We start from the raw sequence: 13335 nt of genomic DNA on the forward strand, positions 1-13335 counted from the left end.
TGCCGCGCCGCCCCCGTCTACGCGCGCGCAGCCGCGCGATCAGCCGCGGCGGATGCCTTCCGGAAGCGTGCTGATGCGGCGCACCTCCGGCGAATCGAGCCACGCGCGCGAGGTCGCACAGTCGACGAACATGTCGGTCGCGTCCTCGCCCCAGAACAGATCGCCGTCGAGTTCGAAGGTCGGCACGCCGAACACGCCGTGCGCGATCGCGCGGTCCGTGTTCGCGCGCAGCGCGTCCTTCACGGGCTGCGCGTCGACGGCCGTCACGCCTTCCGGAAAGCCGACCGCTTCGCACAGCGCGGCGAAACCGTCCGGCGTCGCGACGTCCTGCCCGTCGCGCCAGATGTGCCGGAAGATCCGCCCGATCGCGTCCATCGAGCCGCCCATCGCGATCGCGAGCCGCAGCGGCCGGATCGGATTGAACGGATGCGCGGGCGGCATGCGGAACGGAATGCCGAGCTTGTCCGCGCGGTATTGTGCGTGACGATAGGTGAAGACGCGCTTCGCAGCGATCTCGGCCGGCGCCTTCTGCCCCCAGTGCGCAAGCAGCGCGCCGAGCACGATCGGCTTCGGCTCGAAGGCCGCGGCCGGCGGCAGCCGGTCGAACCGTTCCTGCTGCAGATAAGCGAACGGCGAAACGAAATCGAAATACCACGTTGCGGTGCGCGCGGCGTTCATTGCGATGTCTCCTCGGGCAGGGCCGGATGGCGGGCGGGCGCGCGAACGATCGGTGCGTCGGCGCATGCGTGCCAGTGTCGCATGGGGCGGTGTTTCGCGCAGCCGGTCGCGGCGCCGCGCGGCGCGGCTACGGGCGGATTTCGCCTTTGCGGGTCGCGGCATGCGGAGGCCGCGGGTTGTGCGTCTGCGGTCAGGCGTGCGGCCGACCGCCGTCTTCGACGAGCGCCGCGAGCCGCGCAAGCGCCATGCGCCAGCCGGTCTCGTTGTCCGCGGCCGGCACACCGGGCGGCACGCCGTCGTGGACCGCGTCGACGCGCGTGCCGCCGTCTTCGTCCGACAACGTGATCGTGATCGTCATCGCGCCGCGCAGCATCGGATCGTCGGTTTCGAACACGTCGATCTCGACGACTTGCCGATCCGGCACGAGCGTCACGAACCGGCCGTGATAGGTGTCGGTGTGCGCGTCGCTCTTGCCGGCGGGCACCGCCGCGTCGGAGGTGAGCGACACGCGCAGCGCGCCGCCCTCGCGCGCATCGAACGCGTGGACATGGCACGTCATGCCGTCGGGCACCTTCCATTGCTCGACCGCATGCGGATCGAGCAACGCGCGATACACGCGGTTGCGCGGCGCATTCACGTGCCGGCTGATGTGCGTCGTGTGCGAGTGCATCATGGTTGCCTCCTCGGTCGAGCGTCGGCACGGGTGGCGTGCCGGTGCGCGCGGCGCCCGTTCAGAAATCGTAGGCGGGCGCGCCGCGCGTCGCAATGCCGGGAAGGCGGCGGCCGATGCTGCGATGCCGCGTATGGCGCACGCGCTGCGCGGCGCCCGGCCGAGGCGGCGCATCGGCCGTCCGTCGTGCGACTGCGGCGGTGCGGCAACCATTTTCATCGCGTAGCATGGCGATGGGGTGCCGTACGCGACCGCGATCGTTGCGTGCGCAGTATCGTGCCGCTGCCGCTGCCGCTGCCGCTGCCGCTGCCGCTGCCGCTGCCGACTATGCCGAACGCCGAACGCCGAACGCCGAACGCCGAACGCCGAACGCCGAACGCCGAACGCCGAACGCCGAACGCCGAACGCCGAACGCCGAACGCCGAACGCCGACGATTCGCACGCCTGCCGATCGCGAACCGGCGCGTGCCGCGCGTCCGACCTGACTACCGGAGGGGGAATGACCGAATCTGTGACCGTGCGCCGAGTCGGCGCGAACGAGGCCATCGCGTATGTCGACGCGCTGTCCGACGTGCTGATCGATTGCGTCGAAGGCGGCGCGTCCGTCAGCTTCATGCTGCCGATCGCGCGATCGACGGCCGTCGCGTTCTGGACCGGTGTCGCGCAAAGCGTCGCGAATGGCGAGCGCATCCTGCTCGTCGCCGAAGACGCGTCGGGGCGCGTCGTCGGCACGGTGCAGATCGTGACCGCGCAACCGGAGAATCAGCCGCATCGCGCGGACATCGCGAAGATGCTGGTGGCGAGGCACGCGCGCCGGCAGGGCGTCGCCGCGCGGCTGCTGGCGGCGGCAGATGCGGCCGCGCGCGACGTCGGCAAGACGGTGCTCGTGCTCGACACGGTGACGGGCGGCGATGCAGAACGGCTGTACGAGCGCGCGGGCTGGCAGCGCGTCGGCGTCGTGCCGAACTTTGCGCTGATGCCGGACGGCGCGCCGTGCGCGACGACGTTCTTTCACAAGCAACTCGCTTAGCGCGTTCGGCACTGCGCGGCACGATGCAGCACGCGAACCTTCGCCGGCCGTTGCGCCGGCAATCCGTCGGATGAAACGAACGCATGTCGTCATGGGGTGCGCGGCACTGCTCGTCGCGCTGCCGATCGCGGCGTATGCGCTGGTCAAGCCGCTGCGCGTCGCCATGCCGGCACTCGTGCCGGGCGTGTCGTGCGTGCACGCGCAGATCTGCATCGACGATGCGTCGAAGCTCGCCGACGCGCAGCAGCTCTACCGCGACGGCTACGCGCGTGCCGCCGCGGCGGTCGGCGCGTTCGGCGATGCGCCGCGCGTCGTATTCTGCTCGACGCGCGCGTGCGCGGATGCGTTCGGCCTCGGCGAACGCGCGGCGCTGACGCTCGGCACGGTCGGCGTGGTGATCGCACCGCGCGGCTGGCACGCGTACTTCGTCGCGCATGAGCTGATCCATCACCGGCAGGCGGAAACGCTCGGCAATCTCGCCGTGCTGACGAAGCCGCGCTGGCTGATCGAAGGGATGGCGTATTCGCTGAGCGGCGACCCGCGTCATCCGCTGAAGGAGCCGTTCGAAGCGTGGCGCGCGCGCTTCGATGCCTGGCATGCGGCGCTGGGTACGCGGCCGTTGTGGGATGCGGCGCGCGCGGTGGAGTAGTGCCGCTGGCGGCCCCCGCTACGCGGGCGGCGGCGGATCGCCCGGCTCGCTGCCGAGCGCGTGCCGGGCGGCGCCGCGTCGCGTCAGGATTCGGTCGGAGAGAGCCGGATCGGCACCGGCGATTGTGCGCGAGAGAGACGGCACGAACGCACGCGCCGTCTTAGCTGAACGCCGCGAGCGCATCGCGAAGGGCGACGCGGCCGCGGCCCAGCGGCGCTCCGCTCGCGCGCAGCGCGGCGGGCGTCGCCATCAGGCCGTCAGGCCGTCGTATCGATGATGCGCGGGATCTTCACGTCCGGATTGACGTCCGCGTCGTAGTCGACGCCCGCGATCTCGAAGCCGAACAGCCGCAGGAAGTCGGTCTTGTAGCCGGCGAAGTCGGTCAACTCGTACAGGTTCTCGTTCGTCACCTGATCCCACAGTTCGACGACCTTCTTCTGGATCTGCGGATCGAGTTCCTTGTAGTCCGCGCGCAGGCGGCCTTCGTCGTCGAGGTGCGGCGTCGCGCCGTACAGGCTGTCCTTGAACAGCCCGTACACCTGCTCGATGCAGCCCTCGTGCGTGCCGGCTTCCTTCATCACCTTGAACAACAGCGACAGGTACAGCGGCATCATCGGAATCGCCGAGCTCGCCTGCGTGACGACGGCCTTCAGCACCGACACGCGCGCATCGCCGCCGTGCGCAGCCAGCTTGTCGCGAATCGACAGCACCTTCTTGTCGAGGTCCTTCTTCGCTTCGCCGATCGAGCCGTTCCAGTAGATGTCGTGCGTGATCTGCTCGCCGAGGTACGTGAACGCGGTCGTCTTCGCGCCGTCGGCGAGCACGCCGGCTTCGTCGAGCGCGTCGATCCACATCTGCCAGTCCTCGCCGCCCATCACCGCGACGGTGCCGTCGATCTCTTCCTGCGTCGCGGGCTCGAGCACCGTCTCGCGGATCACTTCCTTGTCGGTGTCGATGCCGCGGAACGTGACGGTTTTGCCGATCGGCTTCAGCGTCGAGCTGATCGTCTCGCCCGTCTTCGGATGCGTGCGGCGCGGCGCGGCCAGGCTGTAGACGACGAGGTCGACCTTGCCGAGATCCTGCTTGATGGTGTCGATCGTGACCTGCTTGACCTGGTCGGAGAACGCGTCGCCGTTGATGCTGCGCGCGTACAGACCCTTTTCGGTCGCGAAGCGCTCGAACGCGGCGCTGTTGTACCAGCCGGCCGTGCCGGGCTTCGTTTCGCTGCCCGGACGCTCGAAGAACACGCCGAGCGTGTCCGCGCCGGCGCCGAAGGCGGCCGAGATACGCGCGGCGAGGCCGTAGCCCGTCGACGCGCCGATCACGAGCACCTTCTTCGGGCCGTTCGCGATCGGACCGTGCGAAGTCACGTAGTCGATCTGTTCCTTGACGTTGGCCTCGCAGCCGACGGGATGAGTCGTCACGCAGATGAAGCCGCGCACGCGCGGTTTGATGATCATGGGAACCTCTTGTCTGAAAGGCGCAGACGGCCTGAAAACGGAAAAATCCCGCGCATTGTAAAGGATGCCGCGACCGGCAGGCGGGCGCGGCAGCCTGCGACGCGCGGCGCCGGTGGGCCGGCGCGCCGGACGCGCGGGGTCAGACCACGCGTGCGGTGCGCCCGCGCGCGGTCTCGCGGCGCGCAAAGACGGTGACGAAACGGCCCCGAGACGTATACATTCGGCGGACGGCGTCCGCGGCGCGTGCCGCGTCGACGCGTTCATTCCCTGTCCGAAGGAGCCCGCATGCTGCACATTCTCGGCAAGATCCCGTCCATCAACGTCCGCAAGGTGCTGTGGCTCTGTACCGAGCTGAACCTGCCGTTCGAGCGCGAAGACTGGGGCGCCGGTTTTCGTTCGACCGACGATCCGGCCTATCTGGCGCTGAATCCGAACGGTCTCGTGCCCGTCATCCGGGACGGCGATTTCGTGCTCTGGGAGTCGAATGCGATTCTTCGCTATCTCGCGAACCGCTACGGGGACCGCTTGGGGAACGGCGCCGTCGCCCCGTCGCTGTACCCGACCGACCCGCAGGCCCGCGCGCGCGTCGACCAATGGATCGACTGGCAGGGAACGGACCTGAACCGCTCGTGGGTCGGCGCGTTTCTCGGCCTCGTGCGCAAGTCGCCCGACCATCAGGACCCGGCCGCGATCTCGCAGTCGATCACGAACTGGACGAAGCACATGCGCGTGCTGAACGGGCAGCTCGACGCGACCGGCGCGTTCGTGGCCGGCGAGCATTTCACGATTGCCGACATCGCGATCGGCCTGTCGGTGAACCGCTGGTTCGGCACGCCGTTCGAGCGTCCGGAGCTGCCGGCCGTGAAGCGCTATGCCGATCGTCTCGCGGCGCGCGAAGGCTTCAAGACCTACGCGGGCAGCGCGAACCCGTAACGCGGCGCCGCTCGCGCGCGGCCGTCACGTGCCGGATGCCGGTATCGCGTCGAGCACGCGGGCGAGAAATGCTTCGTGATTCCATGCGGACTCGGGCCGCGACAGCCCGAGCCGCACGACCACGAGATCGCGGCTCGGCACCACGCTGACGAACTGGCCTTCGTGGCCGACCGCGTGAAACGCATCGGCGGGCAACGCGCGCGCATGCGGATCGCGATCGTCGAACGGTTCCGGCACCTTGACCCACAGATGCGCGCCGAACGCCGCGCGCGACGATTGCGGCGTCGCGCGTGCCAGGTAGCGCACCCAGCCTTCGGGCAGCAGCCGGTGCCCGTTCCATACACCGTCCTGCAGCAGAAACTGGCCGAAGCGCGCCCAGTCGCGCGCGCTCGCGTACATGAACGACGCGGCGGCCAGCGTGCCGGACGCGTCGGGCTCGAACACCGCGCTGCGCATGCCGAGCGGCGCGAACAGCGCACGGCGCGGAAACGACAGATAGTCGTCCGTGCTGCCGCCGAGCGCGACGCGCATCACGCGTGCAACGATCTCGCTCGTGCCGCTCGAATAGTCCCAGCGCGTGCCGGGCGCCGCCGCGAGCGGCTTGTTCGACGCGAAGTGCGCGGTGTCGCGCTGCGTGAACAGCATCACGGCGACGTCGGAGAGCGGGTCGTCGTAGTCCTCGTTGAATTGCAGGCCGCTCGTCATCCGCAGCAAGTCGTCGAGCGTGATCGCCGCGCGCGGATCGCCGGCGCCGCGCCACTCGGGCAGCAGCGCCGCCGTGTCGGGCGACAGCCGGTGTTGCCCGACGAGCATTCCGATCAGCACGGCCGTGACGGTTTTCGTCATCGACCAGCCGGGCAGCGGCGTATCGCCGGTAAAGCCGGGCGCGTAGCGTTCGGCGATCACGCGGCCGCGCCACATGACGACGACCGCGCGCGTGCGGCGCGGCCGCGCGGGATCCGGTTCGTCGAATGCGCGATCGAGCGCCGTGTGCAGTTTCCGCATATCGACGCCGTTGGGTGCGGATGTGGTCGACGAGGCCGACGCGGACGCCGACGCGATCGCAAGCGATGCCGGCACGGCGGTTGCCGCAGGCGCGGCCGGTAACGGCGGCAACGCGGCCGGCAGCGCGGCGGCCGCAGGACCGAGCGCGAGCGTGCAGCCGAGCCCCGGACGAAATTCGGCGTCGCGCGCGGCGAAGCCCGCGAACGTCGCATGTGCGCGATGGTGCTCGGCATCGATCGACGGGCGCACGAGCTTAAGCAGCGGATGCACGCCGGCCATGATGTCGACGTCGATCACCGAAGCGGCGGGGCGCCCCGACACGAACACGCCCGAGCAGAGCGCCTTCGCCGCATAGCCGGTCGCGATCGGCGCGAGCCGCGACAGCTGATAGCCCGCATAGCCGATCGCGGCGATCAGCGCGAGCGCGATGCCGCGTCGAATCAACGGTCTGAGCGGAATCGTCATGCGTGTCCTCGAGCGGGTAGCGGGCGGCGACGAGCGGCAGTGTCGCAGGTTCGGCCGATGCGTGGCAATCGCGTACGCGTGACACGGCACGCGTCCTCGCGACGGGCGGGTTGAAATCGCGCCGCGCGTCGGCCGATAATCGACCGGCGCCACCTGCTGCGGCACGCCCATCCACTCTCTGCGGAAAAACGCCATGTCCTACGACGACAACAACCCGTTCGCGAAGATCCTGCGCGGCGAACTGCCTTGCGTGAAGGTTGCGGAAGACGACGCGACGCTCGCCATCATGGACCTGATGCCGCAGGCCGACGGTCACGTGCTCGTGATCCCGAAGGAGCCTGCCGCGCAGATCTTCGACCTGTCGGGCGACGCCGCCGCGGCGAGCATCCGGATGACGCAGCGCGTCGCAGCGGCCGTGCGCGCGGCGCTCGCGCCCGACGGCCTTTTCATCGGCCAGTTCAACGGCGCGGCGGCCGGCCAGACGGTGCCGCACGTGCACTTCCACGTGATTCCGCGTACCGAGGGCGTCGCGTTGCGGATGCACGCGCGCGACGTCGCCGATGCGGCGACGCTCGAGTCGATCGCGCAGCGCATTCGCGCGCATATCGCATGAGCGTGCGGCCGAGCCCGCGCTCCGTCGTCGGCGGCGCCCGTCTCGGCGGTGACGCCGCGTAACACGTGTAACCGGACCCGAAACTCGGTAAGAAAGGCAGCGCGCTAGACTCCGCGCATCGCTTCATCGTGCGATCGAAGCGCCGATCGGCGCTTCGTGCCGGCCGCCGCATCGCGCGGCGTGCGCGGCGCGCGCGACAGGCGCCTTCGTGTTTTTGCCGGGATTCATCATGGTCAGACTTCTCGTTTCGTTCGCGCTGCTCGGCGCGCTCTGCGGCTGCGTCGTCGCGCCGCCTTACGGCTATGCGCCGGCCCCCGCTTACTACGGCTATGCGCCGGCCTATTACGCGCCGCCCGTCAGCATCGGCATCGGCGGCAGCTTCCGCGTCCGCTGACGCATTGCCGCGAGGGTGTGGCGGCCGTGCGACGCACGATCGCGCGGCTGCTGTCGTCTGGAGGGACGGAACCCACATCGGAACGCCGCCCGGCGCGGGTCGGCGGGCCGCCGCGTACGGGCGTTCGATCCTTTCCCGTTGGTAAACAACTTGTTACCAGAATGTCGGGGGCAGGCTGCGGGACCGGTGCTATTCTTCGCCGCAAGCTCATTGAAATGAATTGGTTGCGCGATTCGACCCAATGCCCGAATCGACGTCGACCGGTTCAGATCCGATACGAGCGACTCCTCATAACATTGCGAACAAGGAAGGATACGGGCATGTGGAAGAAGATCGCCCCCGCTCTCGTCGTCGCCGCACTCGCCGGCGCGACTGCGCTGCCGGCGGCAGCTAACGATTTGAACAACGCGCTTGGCGGCGCGCTCGGCGGGGTAGCCGGCGCGGCGGTCGGCGGCGCGGTCGGCGGCAGCACGGGTTCCGTGATCGGCGGCGCGCTCGGCGGCGGCGCAGGTGGCGCGATTACGTCGAACCGTCGCGAGCGTACCGGCGCGATCATCGGCGGCGCGCTCGGCGGCGGTGCCGGCACCGCGGCCGGTAACGCCATGGGCGGCCGTACGGGCGGCCTGCTCGGCGCGGCCGTCGGCGGCGGCGCGGGTGCGGCGCTCGGCGGCAACATGTCGCGCAGCTCGTACGACGACGATCGCGGCTATCGTCATCGCAAGCATCGCCATCATCGTCACTGGGACTGATCGCAGCAGCGGGCGCGGCCGATCGACCGGCGCGCCCGAATCCGTGTCGGGCCCGGCGCGCTGAGCCGGGCGACCGACAGCGGCATCGCCGCCACGCGTTTTCACTTCAGCGGTTCCCGATGCGATGCGCGCGAGTCGCGCGCCGCATTCTCTTCTTCTCCTTCGATTTCTCTGCGCTCCTCGACGGGTGCGTGCGTGTGCCGCGTGCCCGGCGTCGATTGCGATCGTCCGTTACGCCGGCGTCGAGCGCGTAACCGGATGTGTCGTCGCGGTTGTCGAGATGCCCCGCTCGCGTCCGGTGAGCAGTGGGAAATCGAATGCAATCCATCGCAACATTTAATTGGTCGATCGAAGACGACTTCGCTATCGTCAGTGCTGCCCGCGTACCGAATCGAACGTTCCGGACCACGCGCCGCCGCATGACGGCGAACGTCGCGGCCGGCGCCCGGACCGTCGAGCAAGGGCGGCTCGCTCGGCCGACCGGCCGCGCGCGTCGCGAAACCTGGCCGACCGAACGAAAGCCGCGGCAACGCGCACCGATGCGCGCCGCGTGTCGGCCGCCGGCGCCGTCGGACGACGGGCCGCACCAACCCATTGCCTGGATGCCTTATGTCGAAGACAACGTATTACGCGCCGCATGGCGGCCACCCGCCGCAGACCGATCTGCTGACCGATCGCGCGATGTTCACCGAAGCGTACGCGGTCATTCCGAAAGGGGTGATGCGCGACATCGTGACGAGCTGGCTGCCGTTCTGGACGCACACGCGCCTGTGGGTGATCGCGCGTCCGCTGTCGGGTTTCGCCGAAACCTTCTCGCAGTACATCGTCGAAGTGAACCCGGGCGGCGGCAGCGACAAGCCCGAGCAGGACAAGAACGCGGAAGCGGTGCTGTTCGTCGTCGAAGGCCAGGCCGAGCTGACGCTGCAGGGCACCAAGCACACGCTGACGCCGGGCGGCTACGCGTTCATCCCGCCGGGCGCCGACTGGACGCTGCACAACGTCAGCGATGCGGCCGTGCGTTTCCACTGGATCCGCAAGCACTATCAGGCCGTCGACGGCATTCCGCTGCCGGAGGCGTTCGTGACGAACGAACAGGACGTCGAGCCGATCCCGATGCCGGGCACGAACGGCGCGTGGGTGACGACGCGCTTCGTCGACATGAGCGACATGCGCCACGACATGCACGTGAACATCGTGACGTTCGAACCGGGCGGCGTGATTCCGTTCGCGGAAACGCACGTGATGGAGCACGGGCTCTACGTGCTCGAAGGCAAGGCCGTGTACCGGCTGAACCAGGACTGGGTCGAGGTCGAAGCGGGCGACTTCATGTGGCTGCGTGCGTTCTGCCCGCAGGCCTGCTATTCGGGCGGCCCCGGCCGTTTCCGCTATCTGCTGTACAAAGACGTGAACCGCCACATGAACCTGACGCTGAATCCGGCCCGCTGAGCGCCGCAGCAGTCGTACACGAAAACCCGCCGCGTGCCGGCGGGTTTTTTATTGTCGCGCGCGGGCGGGCGGCGCCGCGCATCGTCAGCGCGAGTCGAGCGCGTGTGCGGCGAGCGCGGCGACCTGCAGCCGCGTGTCTGCCGGCTGGTCGTCTTCGATCAGCCAGATCGCCGACAGCCCGCACCACGCGAGAATCCAGCGCAGCAGCGTGCGCGGATCGAGCCGCGCGGCATCGGCGACGATCGCGACGCGACGTTCGAAGCGCGTGCGGTCGACCGCGATGTCGTGCGACGGATTGCAGAACAGGTTGGCGTAGTCGAAGGCGCGTGCGCCGCGCAGCGCTTTCGGATCGATCGCGCGCCAGCCGCGATCGCCGAAGTGCAGCACGTTACGGTGATGGATGTCGCCGTGCAGCACCGCTTCGTCGACGGGCGGTCCGGCAAGCAACGCGGCCGCCGTCGCTTGCGACCGGCGCAGTATCGCGTCGGTCGCGTCGGACGCCAGCAGCGACGCGAACCAGTCGCGCAGCGCGACGAGCGGTGGCGGGTCGGGCGCACGATAGGCGTGCAGCTGCGCGACGACGTCGCATGCGATCCGTATTGCATCGTCGTCGTGGCCGGCCGCCGAAAAGTCGGCGAGCGCGGGTTGCGGCTGTGCGCGTTCCAGCAGGATCGCGTCGTCGTCGTGCGCCCATACCTGCGCGGCGCCGTGTCCGTCCCACCATGTCATCAACGCGTTGCCGCGCCGCTCTTCCTCGCAGGTCGCGATCTTCAGCATCGCAGGCCGTCCGCGCCAGACGACCGGCAATACGCCGCCGCTGGCGGTCAGGATCGGACCGCCGTCGGGCGTGAGGCTCCACGAGCGAAGATGCGCAGCGAACATGCGGAAATGGTACAGGCGAACCGGCGCGTCCGCGCGGCGGTGCGTGTGCCGCTGCGTCGGACGATGCGGCGTGCTTTCCTCAATAAAATTTAGCCAGCCCAACATTGGCTAAGGAATGTTCCGGTTTCACGGCATCCCTTCGACAATGCGCGCCGTTCATGATCGTCGGCCGCGTGGTGCGCCGTCGATCGCCGCATTCCCGAAGGAGCCGACATGACCGACCGCACCGATTCCCGTCCCACGCCGCCCGCGCTGCCGCCTCGCCGCCGCGTGTGGCGCATGCTCGCGGGCGCGCTGCTCGGCCTGATGCTCGCGGGTGCGGGCATCGCGGGATGGACGATTCATCGCATCTGGACGCAATTGCCGTCGGTCGAGCAACTGGCTGTTTATCGTCCCGCGCTGCCGCTGCGGATCTTCTCGCGCGACGGCGAACTGCTTGCCGAATACGGCATCGAGCGCCGCGAGTTCGTGCCGCTCGAACGCATGCCGGCGCGGATGCGCGACGCGCTGCTTGCGGCCGAGGACGCACAGTTCTACCGGCACGGCGCGATCGACATCGGCGGCCTCGCGCGCGCGACGTTCGCGAACGTCGTCACCGGACAGCCGGCGCAGGGCGGCAGCACGATCACGATGCAGGTCGCGCGCAACTTCTATCTGACGCGCGACAAGGTGCTGAGCCGCAAGCTCGCCGAGATCCTGATGGCGGTCAAGCTCGAGCGCGCGTACGGCAAGGACAAGCTGCTCGAGCTGTACATGAACGAGATCTATCTCGGCGAGCGCGCGTACGGGTTCGCGGCAGCGGCGCACGTGTATTTCGGCAAGCCGCTCGATGCGTTGAGCGTCGGCGAGGCGGCCGTGCTTGCCGGGTTGCCGAAGGCGCCGTCCGCGTTCAATCCGGTCGTCAATCCGGCGCGCGCGACCGCGCGTCGCAACTACGTGCTCGGCCGCATGCTTGCGCTCGGCAAACTCGACGACGCGACGTACCGCGCGGCCGTCGATGCGCCGATCGCGCTGTCGCCGCAAGCGCCGCCGGGCATCGTCGCGGCGCCGTACGTGGCCGAACGCGCGCGGCAGATGATGGTCGAGCGCTTTCGCGACGACGCATATACGCTCGGCCTCGACGTGACGACGACGATCTCGATGCGCGACCAGCGCGCGGCCGAGGCGGCGCTCGAGCGCACGCTGCGCCGGCAGCGGACGACGCGCGACGCGCAACGCACGCTCGAGGGTGCGCTGGTGTCGCTCGATGCGGCGACCGGCGACATGCTCGCGCTCGTCGGCGGCGCGGATTTCGGCCGCAACGTGTTCGACCATGCGCTGCAGGCCTATCGTCAGCCGGGGTCGAGTTTCAAGCCGTTCGTCTATTCGGCGGCGCTCGAGAAAGGCTATTTCCCGGGCGTGCTCGTCGACGATACGCAGCGCACGCTGACGCCGGCCGAGACCGGCGCGCGGCCGTGGCGGCCGCGCAATTACGGCAACCACTACGAAGGCTTCATCGCGGTGCGGCGCGGGCTCGTGCGATCGAAGAACCTCGTCGCGGTAAGCCTGATGCAGGCGGCCGACCCGCAATACGTGCAGCAGCATGCGATGCGCTTCGGGTTCGACGCGCGGCGCAATCCGGCGTCGCTGCCGCTCGCGCTCGGCGCGGGCGCGGTGACGCCGCTCGAACTCGCGAGCGCGTACGGCGTGTTTGCGAACGGCGGCACGCGAGTGGAACCGCGGCTGATCCTCTCGGTGAAGCAGCGGCACGGCGGCGTGCTGTACGACGCGCCGGCGCCGTCCGGCACGCGCGTCGTGTCGGCGCGCAACGCATTCGTGATGGACAGCATGCTGCGCGACGTCGTGCGTGCGGGCACCGCGCGCGGCGCGCTTGCGCTGCGCCGCGACGACACGGCCGGCAAGACCGGCACGTCGAACGGCTCGAAGGATGTATGGTTCGCCGGCTATTCGTCGGGCATCGTCGCGGTCGCGTGGCTCGGCTACGACACGCCGCGCTCGATGGGGCGCGCGACCGGCGCGACGCTCGCGCTGCCCGTGTGGCTCGACTACATGAAGACGGCCGTCGACGGACGCACGCCGGCCGAAGCGGTCGAGCCGCCGGACGTCGCGCGTGTCGACGGCGATTTCGTCTACGCCGAATACACGCGCGGCGCGTGCACGGCCGATGTGCCGGCGTTCGTACGCAGTCGCTTCGCATGCGACGGCGCTGCCCGCGCGGAGGCGGCATCCGCCAGGTTCGCTGCATCCGCCGCGTCCACTGCGGCGAACGGCGGCGCGATGCCGGTCGCGCCGACGCCGGCGCCTGTCGATGCGGCCGAGCGCGCCCGCGTGCTCGACCTGTTCCGGACCGATGACTGACGC

The 13335-nt window shown here is 69.5% G+C and carries 13 protein-coding genes; 8 read left to right on the forward strand and 5 right to left on the reverse strand.

The features are described 5' to 3' along the window. Positions 1 to 39: 39 nt before the first annotated feature. Entirely contained in the window at positions 40 to 678 is a 639-nt protein-coding gene (locus tag BCR55_RS22070; protein ID WP_006410824.1) for a 2-hydroxychromene-2-carboxylate isomerase, read from the reverse strand. A 190-nt stretch (positions 679 to 868) separates the two neighbouring features. Further along, a complete protein-coding gene (locus tag BCR55_RS22075) occupies positions 869 to 1351 on the reverse strand; it encodes an SRPBCC family protein (RefSeq protein WP_006410830.1) in 483 nt (160 codons plus the stop codon). Between the two features lie 496 nt (positions 1352 to 1847). On the opposite strand from BCR55_RS22075, the gene BCR55_RS22085 reads away from it, so the two are divergent. Together BCR55_RS22085 and BCR55_RS22090 are read left to right on the forward strand one after the other, a co-directional pair. Beyond that, entirely contained in the window at positions 1848 to 2378 is a 531-nt protein-coding gene (locus BCR55_RS22085) for a GNAT family N-acetyltransferase (protein WP_035489191.1), read from the forward strand. A gap of 70 nt (positions 2379 to 2448) precedes the next feature. Further along, entirely contained in the window at positions 2449 to 3027 is a 579-nt protein-coding gene (locus BCR55_RS22090; protein WP_035947416.1) for a membrane protein, read from the forward strand. Positions 3028 to 3284: 257 nt separating this feature from the next. Here BCR55_RS22090 and fabV read toward each other — a convergent pair whose 3' ends face one another. Next, the gene (gene fabV / locus BCR55_RS22095; RefSeq protein ID WP_006397317.1) at positions 3285 to 4487 is read right to left on the reverse strand and encodes an enoyl-ACP reductase FabV; all 1203 of its coding nucleotides are present in this window, start codon (positions 4485 to 4487) and stop codon (positions 3285 to 3287) included. A 285-nt stretch (positions 4488 to 4772) separates the two neighbouring features. Here fabV and BCR55_RS22100 point away from each other — a divergent pair, with 285 nt between their 5' ends. Further along, complete coding sequence (locus tag BCR55_RS22100; RefSeq protein WP_065495928.1) at positions 4773 to 5420, forward strand: glutathione S-transferase family protein; 648 nt, start codon at positions 4773 to 4775, stop codon at positions 5418 to 5420. Positions 5421 to 5444: 24 nt separating this feature from the next. Here BCR55_RS22100 and BCR55_RS22105 read toward each other — a convergent pair whose 3' ends face one another. After that, positions 5445 to 6890 (reverse strand): serine hydrolase, encoded by a 1446-nt coding sequence (locus BCR55_RS22105; protein ID WP_065495930.1) that lies wholly within the window; start codon positions 6888 to 6890, stop codon positions 5445 to 5447. 193 nt (positions 6891 to 7083) lie between these two features. Between BCR55_RS22105 and BCR55_RS22110 the strand changes: the two genes are divergently transcribed. The 4 genes from BCR55_RS22110 (at position 7084) to BCR55_RS22120 (ending at position 10092) form a co-directional block, all read left to right on the forward strand. Continuing rightward, complete coding sequence (locus BCR55_RS22110; RefSeq protein WP_006406752.1) at positions 7084 to 7503, forward strand: HIT family protein; 420 nt, start codon at positions 7084 to 7086, stop codon at positions 7501 to 7503. A gap of 229 nt (positions 7504 to 7732) precedes the next feature. Then, positions 7733 to 7897 (forward strand): hypothetical protein, encoded by a 165-nt coding sequence (locus tag BCR55_RS33150; protein WP_012216307.1) that lies wholly within the window; start codon positions 7733 to 7735, stop codon positions 7895 to 7897. 320 nt (positions 7898 to 8217) lie between these two features. Next, on the forward strand, positions 8218 to 8646 hold the full coding sequence (locus BCR55_RS22115; protein WP_006397312.1) for a hypothetical protein: 429 nt from the start codon (positions 8218 to 8220) through the stop codon (positions 8644 to 8646). A gap of 609 nt (positions 8647 to 9255) precedes the next feature. Continuing rightward, positions 9256 to 10092 (forward strand): bifunctional allantoicase/(S)-ureidoglycine aminohydrolase, encoded by an 837-nt coding sequence (locus tag BCR55_RS22120; RefSeq protein ID WP_006406755.1) that lies wholly within the window; start codon positions 9256 to 9258, stop codon positions 10090 to 10092. 84 nt (positions 10093 to 10176) lie between these two features. Here BCR55_RS22120 and BCR55_RS22125 read toward each other — a convergent pair whose 3' ends face one another. Beyond that, positions 10177 to 10974 (reverse strand): aminoglycoside phosphotransferase family protein, encoded by a 798-nt coding sequence (locus BCR55_RS22125; RefSeq protein ID WP_175403841.1) that lies wholly within the window; start codon positions 10972 to 10974, stop codon positions 10177 to 10179. Positions 10975 to 11187: 213 nt separating this feature from the next. Here BCR55_RS22125 and BCR55_RS22130 point away from each other — a divergent pair, with 213 nt between their 5' ends. Next, positions 11188 to 13332, forward strand: coding sequence for a penicillin-binding protein 1A (locus BCR55_RS22130; RefSeq protein ID WP_065495936.1), 2145 nt, complete (start codon positions 11188 to 11190; stop codon positions 13330 to 13332). The last annotated feature ends 3 nt before the right edge of the window (positions 13333 to 13335 follow it).

The sequence above is a fragment of the Burkholderia sp. CCA53 genome, assembly GCF_001685525.1.
Taxonomy (GTDB): Bacteria; Pseudomonadota; Gammaproteobacteria; order Burkholderiales; family Burkholderiaceae; genus Burkholderia; species Burkholderia multivorans.

Excerpts from the sequence above, each read along its gene's own strand:
- BCR55_RS22125 (WP_175403841.1), bottom strand. The coding sequence starts at position 10,974 with ATGTTCGCTGCGCATCTTCGCTCGTGGAGCCTCACGCCCGACGGCGGT.
- BCR55_RS33150 (WP_012216307.1), top strand. The coding sequence starts at position 7,733 with ATGGTCAGACTTCTCGTTTCGTTCGCGCTGCTCGGCGCGCTCTGCGGC.
- BCR55_RS22130 (WP_065495936.1), top strand. The coding sequence starts at position 11,188 with ATGACCGACCGCACCGATTCCCGTCCCACGCCGCCCGCGCTGCCGCCT.
- BCR55_RS22120 (WP_006406755.1), top strand. The coding sequence starts at position 9,256 with ATGTCGAAGACAACGTATTACGCGCCGCATGGCGGCCACCCGCCGCAG.
- BCR55_RS22100 (WP_065495928.1), top strand. The coding sequence starts at position 4,773 with ATGCTGCACATTCTCGGCAAGATCCCGTCCATCAACGTCCGCAAGGTG.
- BCR55_RS22105 (WP_065495930.1), bottom strand. The coding sequence starts at position 6,890 with ATGACGATTCCGCTCAGACCGTTGATTCGACGCGGCATCGCGCTCGCG.
- BCR55_RS22075 (WP_006410830.1), bottom strand. The coding sequence starts at position 1,351 with ATGATGCACTCGCACACGACGCACATCAGCCGGCACGTGAATGCGCCG.
- BCR55_RS22090 (WP_035947416.1), top strand. The coding sequence starts at position 2,449 with ATGAAACGAACGCATGTCGTCATGGGGTGCGCGGCACTGCTCGTCGCG.
- BCR55_RS22070 (WP_006410824.1), bottom strand. The coding sequence starts at position 678 with ATGAACGCCGCGCGCACCGCAACGTGGTATTTCGATTTCGTTTCGCCG.
- fabV (WP_006397317.1), bottom strand. The coding sequence starts at position 4,487 with ATGATCATCAAACCGCGCGTGCGCGGCTTCATCTGCGTGACGACTCAT.
- BCR55_RS22085 (WP_035489191.1), top strand. The coding sequence starts at position 1,848 with ATGACCGAATCTGTGACCGTGCGCCGAGTCGGCGCGAACGAGGCCATC.
- BCR55_RS22110 (WP_006406752.1), top strand. The coding sequence starts at position 7,084 with ATGTCCTACGACGACAACAACCCGTTCGCGAAGATCCTGCGCGGCGAA.
- BCR55_RS22115 (WP_006397312.1), top strand. The coding sequence starts at position 8,218 with ATGTGGAAGAAGATCGCCCCCGCTCTCGTCGTCGCCGCACTCGCCGGC.